The sequence below is a fragment of the Rhizobium brockwellii genome, from assembly GCF_000769405.2.
Classification (GTDB): domain Bacteria; phylum Pseudomonadota; class Alphaproteobacteria; order Rhizobiales; family Rhizobiaceae; genus Rhizobium; species Rhizobium brockwellii.
Genome location: NZ_CP053440.1, coordinates 569,935 through 582,448, shown reverse-complemented (window position 1 = coordinate 582,448; position 12,514 = coordinate 569,935). Strand labels below are relative to the sequence as shown.

Below are 12,514 nucleotides of genomic sequence, written 5' to 3'. Positions count from 1 at the left end.
TGACGGCGGACGACCAAGGATGCCGTCGACGTCCAACCGAGCATCGCCGTTTCAGGCAACGTGGCGCGCGGCGGCACATCGAGGGGCGCTATTATCCAGGTGTGCGTGGACAACGCCTTCAATGCCAGCCTGACGGGTGCCATCGAGACCATTTGTTACGACGTCGGCGAAACGATCCGCCAGGCCGGCGGCCAGAATAAAAGCTATCTCGGCGCCAAGCCGAGATTCTCCCGCGGCGAGACGGCAAAGGAAAAGCACGTATGAAAAAAATCTCTCTTGCAACGGTCTTGAGCTTCGACGCCGGATACGTCGACACAGCAGGCTTTCTGGCGCTTCAGGGGCTGTTCACGGCGCATGTCACAGGGAATTTCGTGACATTCGGCGCGGCCGTTGTGCTCGGCACGTCCGGGATTATCGCCAAGCTTCTTGCTCTGCCGGTCTTCTGCGCTGTCATTCTTGTAACCAGACTGGCGAGCTTTTGGCTCGCCAGGCGCAAATACCCGGTTTTAAGCACGATGATGAGGGTGAAGCTGCTCTTGCTTATCGTTGCAGCGGCCCTTGCGGTTTCATTTGGTCCTTTCCCGAAGGGGGACGGATGGCCGGCGATCCTGACGGGAATGGTGCTCGTGGCAGCGATGGCGATCCAGAACGCCGCGCATAAAATCCATCTGGCGAAGGCACCACCGACGACGATGATGACCGGCAACACCACCCAGATCATGATCGATTTGGCTGATGTCATTCGCGGGGAAAGCCTGGAAGCGAAAAGTGCCGCCAAGAAGCGGATGATCAAGATGCTGACGAGCGTCTGCGCATTCGCCAGCGGCTGCGGTGTCGCGGCCGCGGCCTTCATGTGGCTTGGCATCTGGTGCCTTGCGATCCCGCCGCTGCTCGGTCTCCTGGCGCTGATCGCGGAGATCGAGACGCCGGAAGGCGACGCAAAATAGCTGCTCACCCGCGATCGGCGGCCAACGTTTTCCACCCCACCTCAATCAAGGAGACAAGCGAATGGGCTACATCACCACCACGGACGGCGTCGAGATCTTTTATAAGGATTGGGGGCGGAAGGATGCCCAGCCGATCGTCTTCCACCATGGCTGGCCGCTTTCGTCGGACGACTGGGACGCGCAGATGCTGTTCTTCCTGTCGAAGGGTTACCGCGTCGTCGCACATGACCGTCGGGGTCACGGCCGTTCGGCACAGGTTTCCGACGGACACGACATGGACCACTATGCCGCCGACGCCTTCGCTGTCGTCGAGGCGCTCGATCTGAAGAATGCCGTTCATATCGGCCATTCGACCGGCGGGGGAGAAGTCGCCCGCTACGTCGCAAAATACGGCCAGCCGGCCGGGCGCGTCGTCAAGGCGGTTCTGGTTTCCGCCGTACCGCCGCTGATGCTGAAGACCGAGACAAATCCAGGTGGCGTTCCACTGGAAGTGTTCGACGGCATTCGCAAGGGCGTCACCGAAAACCGCGCGCAGCTGTTCATCGACTTCCCCACCGGTCCGTTCTATGGCTTCAACCGGGCCGACGCGAAGGTCTACCCGGGCGTCATCCAGAATTGGTGGCGGCAGGGCATGATGGGCAGCGCCAAGGCCCATTACGATGGAATCAAGGCCTTCTCCGAAACCGACCAGACGGAAGACCTGAAGGCGATCACCGTTCCGACCCTCGTCATGCATGGCGACGACGATCAAGTCGTGCCGATCGACAATGCCGGCCGGCTATCTGCAAAACTGGTGCAGAACGGCACCTTGAAAGTCTACACGGGCTATCCGCACGGCATGCTGACCACCCATGCCGACGTCCTGAACGCCGATCTGCTGGCGTTCATCGAAGCCTGATGTCAGTCCGGGTGCGGCTTCAGTGCCGCATCCGGACCGCGCACATCGCGTCTAAAGCTGTCTTCACCATGACGTTATCGGCGCTTTTCCTTGAAACCGGGGTCGAGGGAAAAAATCGCGGTGCAGCGCCGCGCCAGCTTCAACTCGCCTAGTGGCGGTTGCGTGAGCGCCACTCCGCCGGAGCCATTCCCACAGTCGGGGAGAAGGTGTCGATGAATGCGTCCTCATCAGCAAAACCGCACGTCGCGGCCACCTGGGCGATGGTATCACCGGTCCTGCTCAGCTGTGATTTAGCCCTGGTCATCCGGTACGCCGACATCCATTCGACAACGGACTGCCCGGTTGTATTCAAGAAGCCTGAACGGAGCTCATCCACTGAAAAACCGGTCGCTTCGGCGATCTGATCGACGGTGATGTTGGCCGACAGATTTGCGACCACGTACGTCTTGATGCGCTTCTCCTGCATGGGAGACAGCCGACCGCTGGCCGACAGTCGCTGTGCCGGTGAGCGTCCGTAACGATGGGCGAGATGCGCGTTTAACGCCAGCCCTATATGGGGAAGCAGTTGATCCCTGACTTCGTCCGGCATGTCGAACATCGGCATCAGTGCCCCACCAATATTGCGGATCACTTGATCGTCTATCCCTCGGCAGGTGGCGAGGTCATCGACGCGCGGTTCGCCTGCCTCCTCGGCGAGCTCGGCAAAGTGCGAGCTCGGGATATGAAAGGCAAGCGCCTCGAAATGACCGCCAATCGAGATCGCGGCGCCATACCTCAGACTGATGAGACAGACAGAACCTTTGGGATAGGTCTTCAAAGCTGCGACGGTCTGGTCCGGACAAATGTCGCGATGATCGACATCGACGAGATAAAGCATCACCAGGAAGGCATCATCGGCCGGAAGGAAGACAGGATGCGCATCTCCATAAACGTGGTCAAGATGAACGACAGAAAGCTTCGCCTCGCGAAGAGGCCTGATGACCAAGGCCCTCGCCGCATCGATGCCAAAACATGCTGCAATCCTGTCGCCGACCGCCAACGCTTCACTCAAATGTGTCTCGATCCTCCGGGCTGGGAACGGTATAGCCCAACCGTCGTGATGCCACGATTTGAGAGTTCCTATACATCTTCGAAGCATCTATCTTGAACAAAAGCATTCTCGTCGACGAGATTCTGCGATTTTGCAGAAGGCTGCGCTGAAGGGCTGAGCCGCGAGATTGGTCTTCAAAAAACGAAAGCTTAGCGTCTTGGTTCCTATTTCCGGCAGTCACGTGAAATCACTCGGCGCAACGGCAACCGACACTTTCGGATGTGCTCTAAAACAGTTGTCGATCGACCAGGCGCTGGCAGGTTCCGATATTGCGGTCTTTCGCAAGGGAACGAGCGTCGTGCGGCTCGATCAGGTCATGACATCGGCAAGCGACCGCGGGTTCGTTGTCGGTGTCTCTTCGATCGGCGGTCACACGCGGCAAATCCAACACCAACATCATGTGACGACCCACGACTTTGCGGAGAACTCGATCTACATTCGCGATCTGGCCGAGGCCTACAAAGCGGATCTCAGCGGTTCTTTCGATTTTCTCCTGTTCGAAATCTCGCCTGCGGCTCTCATCAGGATCGCAGATGGTGCTGAACTGTCCGGCATCACCTCGCTCGCGGCCGAAACCGCCTCGAAAGACATCGTGCTTGCCAACCTCGCTCGGGCGCTGATCCCGGCACTCGAAAAACCGGAGGAAGCCAGCGCGCTGTTCATCGACCAGATGACTACTGCCATCGGGACCTATCTGGTTCAACGCTATGGCGGCCGGTCCGTTGCAACCCCCAACAGATCACGAAGCCTGTCGCGCATGCACGAGCATTTGGCGAAAAGTCTGCTTCTCGAAAACCTTGAAGGGGACATCTCGATCGAGCAAGTGGCGCAGGCCTGCAATCTGTCTCGCGGCTATTTCATTCGCGCCTTTCGCGAGACGACGGGCATGACACCGTATCAATGGCTTGTCAGCCAACGAATAGATCGCGCCCGCACCCTGCTGCGCACTTCAAATGCTCCGCTCGCCGAAGTCGCCATCGCCTGCGGCTTCGCCGATCAAAGTCATTTCACAAGGGTTTTCTCCAGTGTCGTTGGCGCAACGCCTGGCAATTGGCGGCGAAACGTATAGTCCAGCCGAGCAGAGAGCTCCGTTTCGAATAGACTGAATTCGGCATCCCCAATCGCCGCTTTGAGGCACCATCCTCGTCCGCCGGCGACGCTATCCTCGAACGGCCGCTTCAATCACCCCGACGTCGATCTTCTGCATCTTCATCATCGCGTCGAAAGCTCTCTTTGCTTCAATACCGCCAGCTCGCATCGCATCCATCAAAACGCGCGGCGTGATCTGCCACGAAATTCCCCAACGGTCCTTGCACCACCCGCACTCGCTTTCCTGTCCGCCATTTCCAACGATGGCGTTCCAGTATCGGTCGGTTTCCTCCTGGTTTTCGGTCGAAATCTGGAATGAGAAAGCTTCATTGTGTTTGAAGGTTGGACCGCCGTTCAATCCCACGCACGAAACACCGGCAACAGTAAATTCGACAACCAAGACGTTGCCGACTTTTCCATCCGGATAATCGCCGGGTGCACGGATAATCGCTCCGACGGCGCTGTCAGGGAAGGTCTGGGCATAAAATTTTGCGGCTTCCTCGGCATCTTTGTCAAACCAAAGGCAGATCGTGTTCTTGGCCATTTCAGTCCCTTTCGTAATTCGGTGTGAGGATTTAGCGTCGTCATGATTGAAAGACGGATGAGCCATCCAGCAGCCGACATCATTCCAAAAAAAATTCCATGGCCCGCGCAACGGCAGCTATCGCGACCGCATTCAAGAAGATCGATTCATGCAGTTAACAAGCCCGAGAGCGATTTGCGGGCTAAAGCGTGTCCATTTATTCAACCTCATAGCCGGCAGCTTTGAAGACGTATGGCCTGGGAAGGCCCGGGAGGCGGCCTGATCATGCGAGCATTTCATCAGTTGAGGAAGAGGCGGCTCACGCCGCCTCCTCCTCGTCGAGCTCCGGCTGCAAGGAATGCAGGTAGTCGACGGCGCGCTGCGCATGTGCCGCAGCCGAGAAGATGGCGCGCTTGTCGTGGCGGAGAACCTTCAGCCAGCCATCGAGATAGCTTGCGTGGTCGGGGCGCGGTTCGAGCTCGGGGACGATGCCAAGATCGGCGCAGAGAAATGAGCTGCCGAGTTCGGCAATGAGCTCTTCGCGGGCGCGTTCGCTCCGGTCTTTCGCGTAGCGGCTGAGATCGCGATCCAGCCGTCGCGGTGCGGCGGTCCAGTGCGTGATCTCGTGGCTGAGGACGGCGACATAGGCGGCATCGTCCCGGAAGGCATCCAGGCATGGCATCTGGATGTAATCACGGTGAGTGGCATAATAGGCAGCCGATCCTCCGTGGCGGATCAGCGCCCCGGTATTGGCAAAGAAGCGGCCGGCATTGCCGATGCGGCTCATCGGATCCTGGTGAGGTGCGATGTCGTCAAAGCGCCCGTTAAGACCGGCGATCTGATCGGTGTTGAACACCGTGTAGGCTTTGAGGAATGGAATATCCTGTTCGATCTCGGTGCCCGTCTCGGTCGTCTCGGTGCGGACGAACGAACTGGCGAAGACGACGGTTGTGCCGGTTTCGCCCTTGCGAACGGCGCCGCCGAGTTCGATTGCCTGGCGAAACGTCATCCACCTCGATGAGGCAAAGCCGCGGGCGATGGCTTGCGACCAGAGGAGCAGGACGTTGATCCCGGTGTAGGGATGGCCGTTGTGGCGCAGTGGCCGGCTGACCTCACTTCCCGCATGTCCCGTCGTCCAGGGTTTGGTCCATGGCCGCACACCCTGTTCGAGATCGGCGATGATCTTGGTGGTGATGCGGCTGTAGATATCGGATCGTTGATTGGTTTGTTGCCTGCTCATGTTTGAACCTCCGTTTCGAGGTCGCGGCCATCGCGACCTGCTACGGCGGTCCGAAAGCCGGGCTGCAAGCGCTGCCTGCACCCGCAGGGCCGAAACGCAGTGGAGGACGGCAAGGCCGTTGCGGGCGGCGCGAGCCTGGCAGGACCAAAAGCCGGGGCAGGACGCGATGGCCGCAATTCAAGTGGAAGGTTAAGCGGAGGCGGACAGGGCAAATCCGTGAGCCGGTATTCCGTCGCACACATCGCAATGGAACCGAGTGCGATACAACATCACGCGCCAATCAAGATCGTCATCCTGAGCGATGAACATCGAGGCATGGCGCGAGAATGGGCTTAACAGCCGGCTGGCAACGATCGATCGCGCTCTTGTTTGGCGAGGCAAGCAAAGCCGGAAGTATGTCGCTTCAAACTCTCTCATCGATGTCCGTCGAAGAGCGCGAGGTGGCCTTTGCAATTGTCGCCAGATGGCGGAATGTTCGTGGGACTGTGGTCGGGCAACCTCACCGGGGGGTGACTTCACGTCACTGCCAACCGGTCAGCCGGGCTGATGGTGGAGACGAAGGGACCGCAGAGTTATTTCGGCAAAGGCAGGCGGAATCGGAATTGAGCACAGCCGTATGAAAGCCCCGCTGCTTGCTCTCTCTCATTCGGGCGGCAGGCCAACCAGACCTTATCCAGTTCGCGAGCAACGCAGCTCATACCCGCTCCTAGCCAAGGCACAATGGCCGCGATTGGGTACGAACGAAATGGCAATTTCAGCGCTGGAACCGATCCAGCATCCTCTTCAGTTGTGCGTTTTGCAGCCTAAGCTTCGTCGCCAGCTGATCCCGGAGCAGCCTGATTTCTCCATCCAGGCTGACTGCGTCGTCAGAAACGGCGGTAGCGCCTGGAGAAGGTGGAAGAACGACAGCAATCGTTTTCGCTTTGTTGCTCCGCCTGCTGCGCTTTCGCGTTCGACCTTCGCCTACTGGCAATGCTTTTGGTGAGGGCTGCCCGGCTACGTCGGCCTCATTGGACAAGGCCGGATCAACCGCTTTCTCACGCGTCGCGCTTTCGACATCTGCCGTGTCATCAACACTGCTTACCGCTTCTTCGGCATGATGCGACACCGCCTTGTGTTGTTCGTGAGTGACCGGCTTTTCGTTGGCCGCGCGGTCTGCGGCTTTCGACCGGTTGTCGGTTGCCGTTTCAGTCGGCTCGACGATGGCTGATACGTCCGGCTTCACATCATCGGTCGAGTCCTGCTCTTGCTTCTGCGGGCGTCGCCGTGACACCAGCCCAGCAAGAAGTTTCCATGGAGACGCCATTTTATTCGACCTCGAATTCTACTGCGTATGCAAACTGCGAGCAAAAACGTTGGCGGCAGAACGAACCGCCGCCAAAATCTAAACTTCAATAAGCATGAGAATGCGGCCAGCGCTTGACCGTCTGCTGCCGATCAACCGAGGTTGAGTCGCTTTCGCAGATCGGCATTTTCAGCGCGGAGCTTCTCCGCCAGCAGCTTGCGCAGTCTCTGGTTTTCCTCTTCGAGCTGCAGAAGATCCGCGATCTCATCAACTGCCGCCACCGACGGTGCAGCCGCTATCGACACAGCCTTCGGAGCACGTTTGACAGGTACACGCTTGGCACTCGTCGTCCCTTCGTCAGGCTTTGCTTTGCGTCCTCTCGTCTGCTTTCCAGCTTTGGCACCCGAAGCCGCTGCCGGTTGCAAAGAAGCGGCGGCTGAGGCGGTTTCAGGCACCACCTTCTTGGCGCGAGGTTTGCGCACCTTCTTCGGAACATCGGGCGCGGCTGCGGCCGGCGTGTCAGCATGGGTTGTCGTATCTTTTTCGTCGGCCATTATGGTCTCCTGTAAAGCCGATGCATTTGTCTCTTGCTCGATCGGCAGTGTCAATAATGGCCCGGCCTGTTCTTCTTCGGATACAAGCATTGCGGTGCTTCGTGCCTGAGGAGACAATGACATAAATGGCATTGCCTCGTCCTGCATATCTTGCGCAACGGACTTGAGATCCGTGTCTGCCCAGATCGAGCTCGGTTTGGAGTTGAGTTTTCGCCGACCTGATTTGTACTCGACGGCAAAGCTGCGCTGCACTTTTTTCACTTTAAAAGAGCCTTGGGTATCTGCGGTGATGTTTCAGCGACGTTTTCAGCATCGCAACATGGCGTGGAAATAACGACTATTGCGCCGTTGGTCCATACCCCGGCGACACCGGAGCCACGGGAGCTGAGACGACAAGAGGCTCCAGTGGGCTCATATGGAGCGAACGTTGCCGCTTCCAAACGCCCTCCCTTGGCTGATACTGATTCCGAGAGAGGACACACTTCCAACATGCCACAGCTCACCGATGTCCCATATCGGTTATAACATCGCCGACTATCGGGAAATTGCGCCGGAGTTCGGTTCGCGTACCAATTTTCGACCGCCTGGTCGAAGAGATCACGAACGGGGCAGTTGGTCTTGATACGCATAAGGGACCTCGGCCCAAATGGACCAAGATCCGTAGTGAACCTTTATTTGCCGTGTCCCATCGCCAAGGCAAACAATCTTGCCTGCCGCTCCGCAAATGCCCGTGGGTTCGCCGGCTTATCGCCATCAAGAATGCGGGCCTCATCGAGGAGGAGCCACGCAGCATCCTCACGAAAGGCATGATCGTCCATCGATGCGATGCTTCTGACGAGCTGGCTCTGTGCGTTGATTTCTAAAACGGGCTTCGAAGCCGTCTGCAGCCGCCCTGCCCCTTGGAGGATTTTCTCAAGTTGTCGATCAGGCCCGTGCTCGGAAGCAACCAGGCAGACCGCACTTTCCGTCAATCGACCGGAGACACGCACATCGGCGACCTCCTGGCCGAGAGCACCGCGCGCGAAATCGATGAAAGCGGCAACCTCGGAAGAGGCTTCCTGTTTTTGCTCGTCGGTGCCTGCCTCGCCGGCGATGTCATTCAAATCGGCAAGGCCCTGGGTGACCGATTTGAATACCTTGCCCTCGAAATCAGGGACATTGGTGGGCCAGAAGCTGTCTACGGAATCGGTCAAAAGCAGCACTTCGATCCCCTTGGCCCGGAAGCCCTCGAGCTGTGGTGAACCATTCAACTGCTCCAGGTTCGAGCCGCTGATGTAATAGATAGACGACTGCCCCTCCTTCATGGCTGCCACGTATTCCGTCAGGCTCCGTGTCGCGCCTTCGACAGCCGTTGTGTGGAAACGCGCCAGCTTGAGCAATTGCGGGCGGCGCTCGAAGTCTTCGTAGATACCTTCCTTGACGATTGCCCCGAAGAGGCCCCAGAATATGCCGAACGTCTCGGTTTCGCTGTCGGCCATTTTCTCCAATGCGGTAAGAATTCGGCTGGTTACGCCTTTACGGATCGCGGTGAGAACCGGGCTCTCCTGGATCATCTCGCGGGAAATGTTGAGCGGCAGATCGGACGTATCGACGATACCGCGCACGAACCGCAGGTAACGCGGCAGTAACTCGGCGTCATCGGTGATGAAGACGCGCTTCACGTAGAGCTTCATCCGACCCTTGCGATCCGGATCAAACAGATCGAAAGGCTGGGAACCGGGTACGAAGGCCAGCGTCGTATATTCGTGCCGGCCCTCGGCGCGGAAATGCACGTTGGTCAGCGGCTCATCGTATTGACCCGAAACGCCACGGTAGAAATCGTCGTAATCCTGTTTGGAAATTTCGCTCTTCTGCTTGGTCCAGAGCGCGGCTCCATCGGAGATCTGCGACGGCTCGGCCGCGTCCTTATCGACGAGGCGAATGGGAACAGGTACGTGGCCGGACTGATCGCGAATGATCTTTTCGACAGTCCACTTGTTGGTGTATCTTTTTGCATCTTCCATGAGATGCAGAACGACGCGGGTACCCCTCGTCGGCGCCTCGACGGAATCGGCCGCGACGATGTCGTAGCTTCCCTTGCCGTCGGACGACCACTTCCAGGCTTCCTCCTGACCCGCACGCCGTGAGATCACATCGACCTTGTCTGCCACCATGAATGAGGAATAGAATCCGACGCCGAATTGACCGATCAGTTCAGCCTTCTCGCCGGCCTTAGCAGCCTCAAGCCGCTCCATGAACGCCTTTGTCCCCGAGCGCGCGATCGTGCCAAGCGCGTCGATCATCTCGCTCCGGCTCATGCCGATGCCGTTGTCCTCGACGACAAGCGTCAGCGCCTCTTCATTGAGGGTCACCAGAATTCCCGGCTGTATACCGTCGGCCGAGAGTTGCGGCTGGGAAATCGAGTCGTAACGCAGCTTTTCGCAGGCATCCGCCGCGTTCGAGATCAATTCCCGGAGGAAGACATCTTTGTCGGAATAAACCGAATGCACCATCATGTGCAGCAGCCGACTGACATCGGCTTCGAATGCATGTTGCTCAGGCTGCCGCTCTTCTACTGTCGTCATCGAAAATCCCCATTTTGCAGAAGTCGCGCGTCAGATGGTTTTTCCGCTGATGAATTTCAAGCGCTCCACCGTTGCGGTCGATTGATTGGCGCGAATTGCCGGGGATTGCAAATGGTTTCAAAAGCGCAAGAGGTTCACCAGAACCCTGCTCTTGAGCAGGTTTCGAACTAACGACCACGTCTTTCCATCTTGCGGGCGACCTGAGCGCCGACGACATCGGGAGCGATCTTGCGGTACGCAAGCGGGATTGGCTGCACAAGGCCTCGACTGTGGAATTCGTGATGAAAATCTCGAAGGGAGGAGTGCTTCCAGCAATCTGAGCCCACCTAGGCTGGCGATCTCGTTCAACAGCTATGAAAAATTCCGCGTGTCGGATTACTGGCGCCCGATCGGGCTAAGACCGCATGACGGACGACCACGGTGACGTGGAACTCTTCACCGTAGGCGCTCAGAAGCCGTGAGAATCCGCTGGGTCGAGCGGCGGCATCGCTTAGCAGTCCTCAACAGGAATGCCACCGGCAGCGACAATCGCCTCGGCGGTATCGACATCGGTTAGCGCCGCGGTTCCTATCTCGACCTCAATGACCTGCAGCCCCGATGTTCTGATCAGGTCGCGGGCACCGATATCGCCCCTCAAGCGGAGAACGCTGTCGTTAAGGGACCGTGGCAAGATTACCGGATTGCCTGGCATACCCTCAGAAGCGGCGCAAACGATTGGCGCGCCGTCCGCGACTTGGAACGCGTCAATCAGCTGATTCAGATTGTCTGTAGAAATGCCTGGCATATCGGCAAGCAAGATCAGAACACCATCGGCGCCGTCGGCTACAGCAGCGGCAAATCCGGCCGCCAGTGAACTCGACATGCCCGCTCGGTAGTCTGGATTGACGATAATATGCACGGGCAGGCCGGTGAGAACCTCGCGGATATCGTCTTGCCGATGGCCGACGACGACGATGATGGAAAGGGCGGTACTGGCGTTGGCGACCAAAGCCGAGCGACGCACGAGCGGCATTCCGTCAAACATGGCCAACAGCTTGTGCCCGCCATTCGAGCCCATGCGCGTTGCCAAGCCAGCCGCCAGCACGACGATTGATACATTCGGCTTTGCTCGCATCTCTTTCCCGATCCACCAACGCCGCAGCGTCCTCCGCTCCAGGTTGCGAGGTACCGAACGTGCAGCGGCTTTTACCTCGGCAGCAATGCGTTTTCGAAACAACCCCTTGCAGCAGCTTAGCGTTCAGGCAAGCTATTTTCCATCTTCGTCATCGTCGGAGGGCGAGCCTCTCCATAGGCGCTACGCAGGCATCGTCTGGCGGCTGCTCGTGCGAAGCGCTTTGATGACCTGAGCAAGGATCGCTACGGCGATCTCAGCTGGATTGGATGCGCCGATGTCGAGCCCGATCGGCGCATGGATCGTCGAAAGCGCATCGGCACCGAAGCCGTATGCGGCAAGGCGGCCTATCCGCGCTGCGTGGGTCTTTCGGCTGCCGAGCGCGCCGATATAGAAGCAGCCGGTGTGCAATGCCTCGGCCAGGGGAAAATCATCGATCTTGGGATCATGGGTGAGTGCGACTAAGGCGGTATAGCAGTCGAGTGGATCCGCCATCAATGCATCAACGGGCCAATCGGTGCACATCTGCACATCGGGAAAGCGATCACGCGTCGCAAAGGCTGTGCGCGGATCGATGATGCGCACATCGAAGCCGGCCAACCTTGCCATCGGCGTCAGATACTGGCTGATATGGACGGCGCCGATGACGGCGATGCGCGGGGCAGGTATGTAGACATTGAGGAAGCCGCTGGCATCTATCGTGTTGAAAGCCATCGAGCGGCCAGACCGAAAGGCGCCTTCGACGAGCGCGGCAAATGGCGGCTCGACCGGATCCCCTTCCAGGAAGATATGCTCTTCTCCCCGAAAATCTGTCAGCAGCACGACGGCGAGACGCTTCCGGCGCGCGGCGTTCAAACGCTGCAGGCTGTCGCGGAGCATCAACCCAGCCTCTCGACGAAGACACGGATGCGCCCGCCGCACGACAGCCCGGCGCGCCAGGCGGTCTCGTCCGCAACGCCGAATTCGAGCATCTGCGCCTTGCCGGCGGCAATCACCTCGGCAGCGGCGGTAACCACCGAACCCTCGACGCAGCCACCGGAAACCGAACCCTCGAAGTTGCCATCACCATCGACCACCAGATGACTGCCAACCGGACGCGGCGCCGAACCCCACGTCTCGATCACCGTCGCAATCGCAACAGCTCGGCCCGCTTCCATCCAGTGCTCGGCCGTCAGCAGCGGGTCAGTCAGGTTCGTCTGGATCGTCATTCCTG

The 12,514-nt window shown here is 58.6% G+C and carries 14 protein-coding genes; 4 read left to right on the top strand and 10 right to left on the bottom strand.

All coding sequences use genetic code 11. The features are described from left to right. Positions 1–60: 60 nt before the first annotated feature. From RLCC275e_RS26340 to RLCC275e_RS26330, 3 genes are all read left to right on the top strand, one after another. On the top strand, positions 61–264 hold the full coding sequence (locus RLCC275e_RS26340; RefSeq protein WP_368389624.1) for a hypothetical protein: 204 nt from the start codon (positions 61–63) through the stop codon (positions 262–264). Beyond that, a complete protein-coding gene (locus RLCC275e_RS26335; RefSeq protein ID WP_003554908.1) occupies positions 261–947 on the top strand; it encodes a YoaK family protein in 687 nt (228 codons plus the stop codon). Before RLCC275e_RS26340 ends, RLCC275e_RS26335 begins: the two co-directional genes overlap by 4 nt. 61 nt (positions 948–1,008) lie before the next feature. Continuing rightward, entirely contained in the window at positions 1,009–1,845 is an 837-nt protein-coding gene (locus RLCC275e_RS26330) for an alpha/beta fold hydrolase (protein WP_003554910.1), read from the top strand. A gap of 148 nt (positions 1,846–1,993) precedes the next feature. Here RLCC275e_RS26330 and RLCC275e_RS26325 read toward each other — a convergent pair whose 3' ends face one another. Further along, entirely contained in the window at positions 1,994–2,884 is an 891-nt protein-coding gene (locus RLCC275e_RS26325) for a helix-turn-helix transcriptional regulator (protein ID WP_033184093.1), read from the bottom strand. 286 nt (positions 2,885–3,170) lie between these two features. On the opposite strand from RLCC275e_RS26325, the gene RLCC275e_RS26320 reads away from it, so the two are divergent. Beyond that, the gene (locus tag RLCC275e_RS26320) at positions 3,171–4,004 is read left to right on the top strand and encodes a helix-turn-helix domain-containing protein (RefSeq protein ID WP_033184094.1); all 834 of its coding nucleotides are present in this window, start codon (positions 3,171–3,173) and stop codon (positions 4,002–4,004) included. Positions 4,005–4,094: 90 nt separating this feature from the next. Here the strand turns inward: RLCC275e_RS26320 and RLCC275e_RS26315 are convergent, their stop codons facing one another. The 9 genes from RLCC275e_RS26315 to RLCC275e_RS26275 form a co-directional block, all read right to left on the bottom strand. Next, a complete protein-coding gene (locus RLCC275e_RS26315) occupies positions 4,095–4,568 on the bottom strand; it encodes a VOC family protein (protein ID WP_003554913.1) in 474 nt (157 codons plus the stop codon). Positions 4,569–4,866: 298 nt separating this feature from the next. After that, positions 4,867–5,787 (bottom strand): ArdC family protein, encoded by a 921-nt coding sequence (locus RLCC275e_RS26310; RefSeq protein ID WP_033184095.1) that lies wholly within the window; start codon positions 5,785–5,787, stop codon positions 4,867–4,869. Between the two features lie 754 nt (positions 5,788–6,541). Beyond that, positions 6,542–7,093 (bottom strand): hypothetical protein, encoded by a 552-nt coding sequence (locus RLCC275e_RS26305; protein WP_033184096.1) that lies wholly within the window; start codon positions 7,091–7,093, stop codon positions 6,542–6,544. Between the two features lie 131 nt (positions 7,094–7,224). Then, positions 7,225–7,887: a transcriptional regulator gene (locus tag RLCC275e_RS26300; protein ID WP_033184097.1), complete on the bottom strand. Its 663-nt coding sequence runs from the start codon at positions 7,885–7,887 to the stop codon at positions 7,225–7,227. 410 nt (positions 7,888–8,297) lie between these two features. Next, a complete protein-coding gene (gene htpG, locus RLCC275e_RS26295) occupies positions 8,298–10,190 on the bottom strand; it encodes a molecular chaperone HtpG (protein ID WP_033184098.1) in 1,893 nt (630 codons plus the stop codon). Further along, positions 10,162–10,407: a hypothetical protein gene (locus RLCC275e_RS26290; RefSeq protein ID WP_165418940.1), complete on the bottom strand. Its 246-nt coding sequence runs from the start codon at positions 10,405–10,407 to the stop codon at positions 10,162–10,164. The genes htpG and RLCC275e_RS26290 overlap by 29 nt, the downstream gene beginning before the upstream one ends. 273 nt (positions 10,408–10,680) lie before the next feature. Continuing rightward, positions 10,681–11,304, bottom strand: a complete 624-nt coding sequence (locus RLCC275e_RS26285) for a nucleotidyltransferase family protein (RefSeq protein ID WP_033184099.1) — start codon at positions 11,302–11,304, stop codon at positions 10,681–10,683. A gap of 180 nt (positions 11,305–11,484) precedes the next feature. Beyond that, entirely contained in the window at positions 11,485–12,180 is a 696-nt protein-coding gene (locus tag RLCC275e_RS26280) for an XdhC family protein (RefSeq protein ID WP_033184100.1), read from the bottom strand. Next, complete coding sequence (locus RLCC275e_RS26275) at positions 12,180–12,509, bottom strand: XdhC family protein (protein ID WP_033184101.1); 330 nt, start codon at positions 12,507–12,509, stop codon at positions 12,180–12,182. Before RLCC275e_RS26275 ends, RLCC275e_RS26280 begins: the two co-directional genes overlap by 1 nt. Positions 12,510–12,514 lie beyond the last annotated feature (5 nt).

Bases quoted from the DNA above. Each gene is read 5' to 3' on its own strand.
- RLCC275e_RS26335 (WP_003554908.1), top strand. From the start codon at position 261: ATGAAAAAAATCTCTCTTGCAACGGTCTTGAGCTTCGACGCCGGATAC.
- RLCC275e_RS26330 (WP_003554910.1), top strand. From the start codon at position 1,009: ATGGGCTACATCACCACCACGGACGGCGTCGAGATCTTTTATAAGGAT.
- RLCC275e_RS26315 (WP_003554913.1), bottom strand. From the start codon at position 4,568: ATGGCCAAGAACACGATCTGCCTTTGGTTTGACAAAGATGCCGAGGAA.
- RLCC275e_RS26310 (WP_033184095.1), bottom strand. From the start codon at position 5,787: ATGAGCAGGCAACAAACCAATCAACGATCCGATATCTACAGCCGCATC.
- RLCC275e_RS26305 (WP_033184096.1), bottom strand. From the start codon at position 7,093: ATGGCGTCTCCATGGAAACTTCTTGCTGGGCTGGTGTCACGGCGACGC.
- htpG (WP_033184098.1), bottom strand. From the start codon at position 10,190: ATGACGACAGTAGAAGAGCGGCAGCCTGAGCAACATGCATTCGAAGCC.
- RLCC275e_RS26290 (WP_165418940.1), bottom strand. From the start codon at position 10,407: ATGTCGTCGGCGCTCAGGTCGCCCGCAAGATGGAAAGACGTGGTCGTT.
- RLCC275e_RS26285 (WP_033184099.1), bottom strand. From the start codon at position 11,304: ATGCGAGCAAAGCCGAATGTATCAATCGTCGTGCTGGCGGCTGGCTTG.
- RLCC275e_RS26280 (WP_033184100.1), bottom strand. From the start codon at position 12,180: ATGCTCCGCGACAGCCTGCAGCGTTTGAACGCCGCGCGCCGGAAGCGT.
- RLCC275e_RS26275 (WP_033184101.1), bottom strand. From the start codon at position 12,509: ATGACGATCCAGACGAACCTGACTGACCCGCTGCTGACGGCCGAGCAC.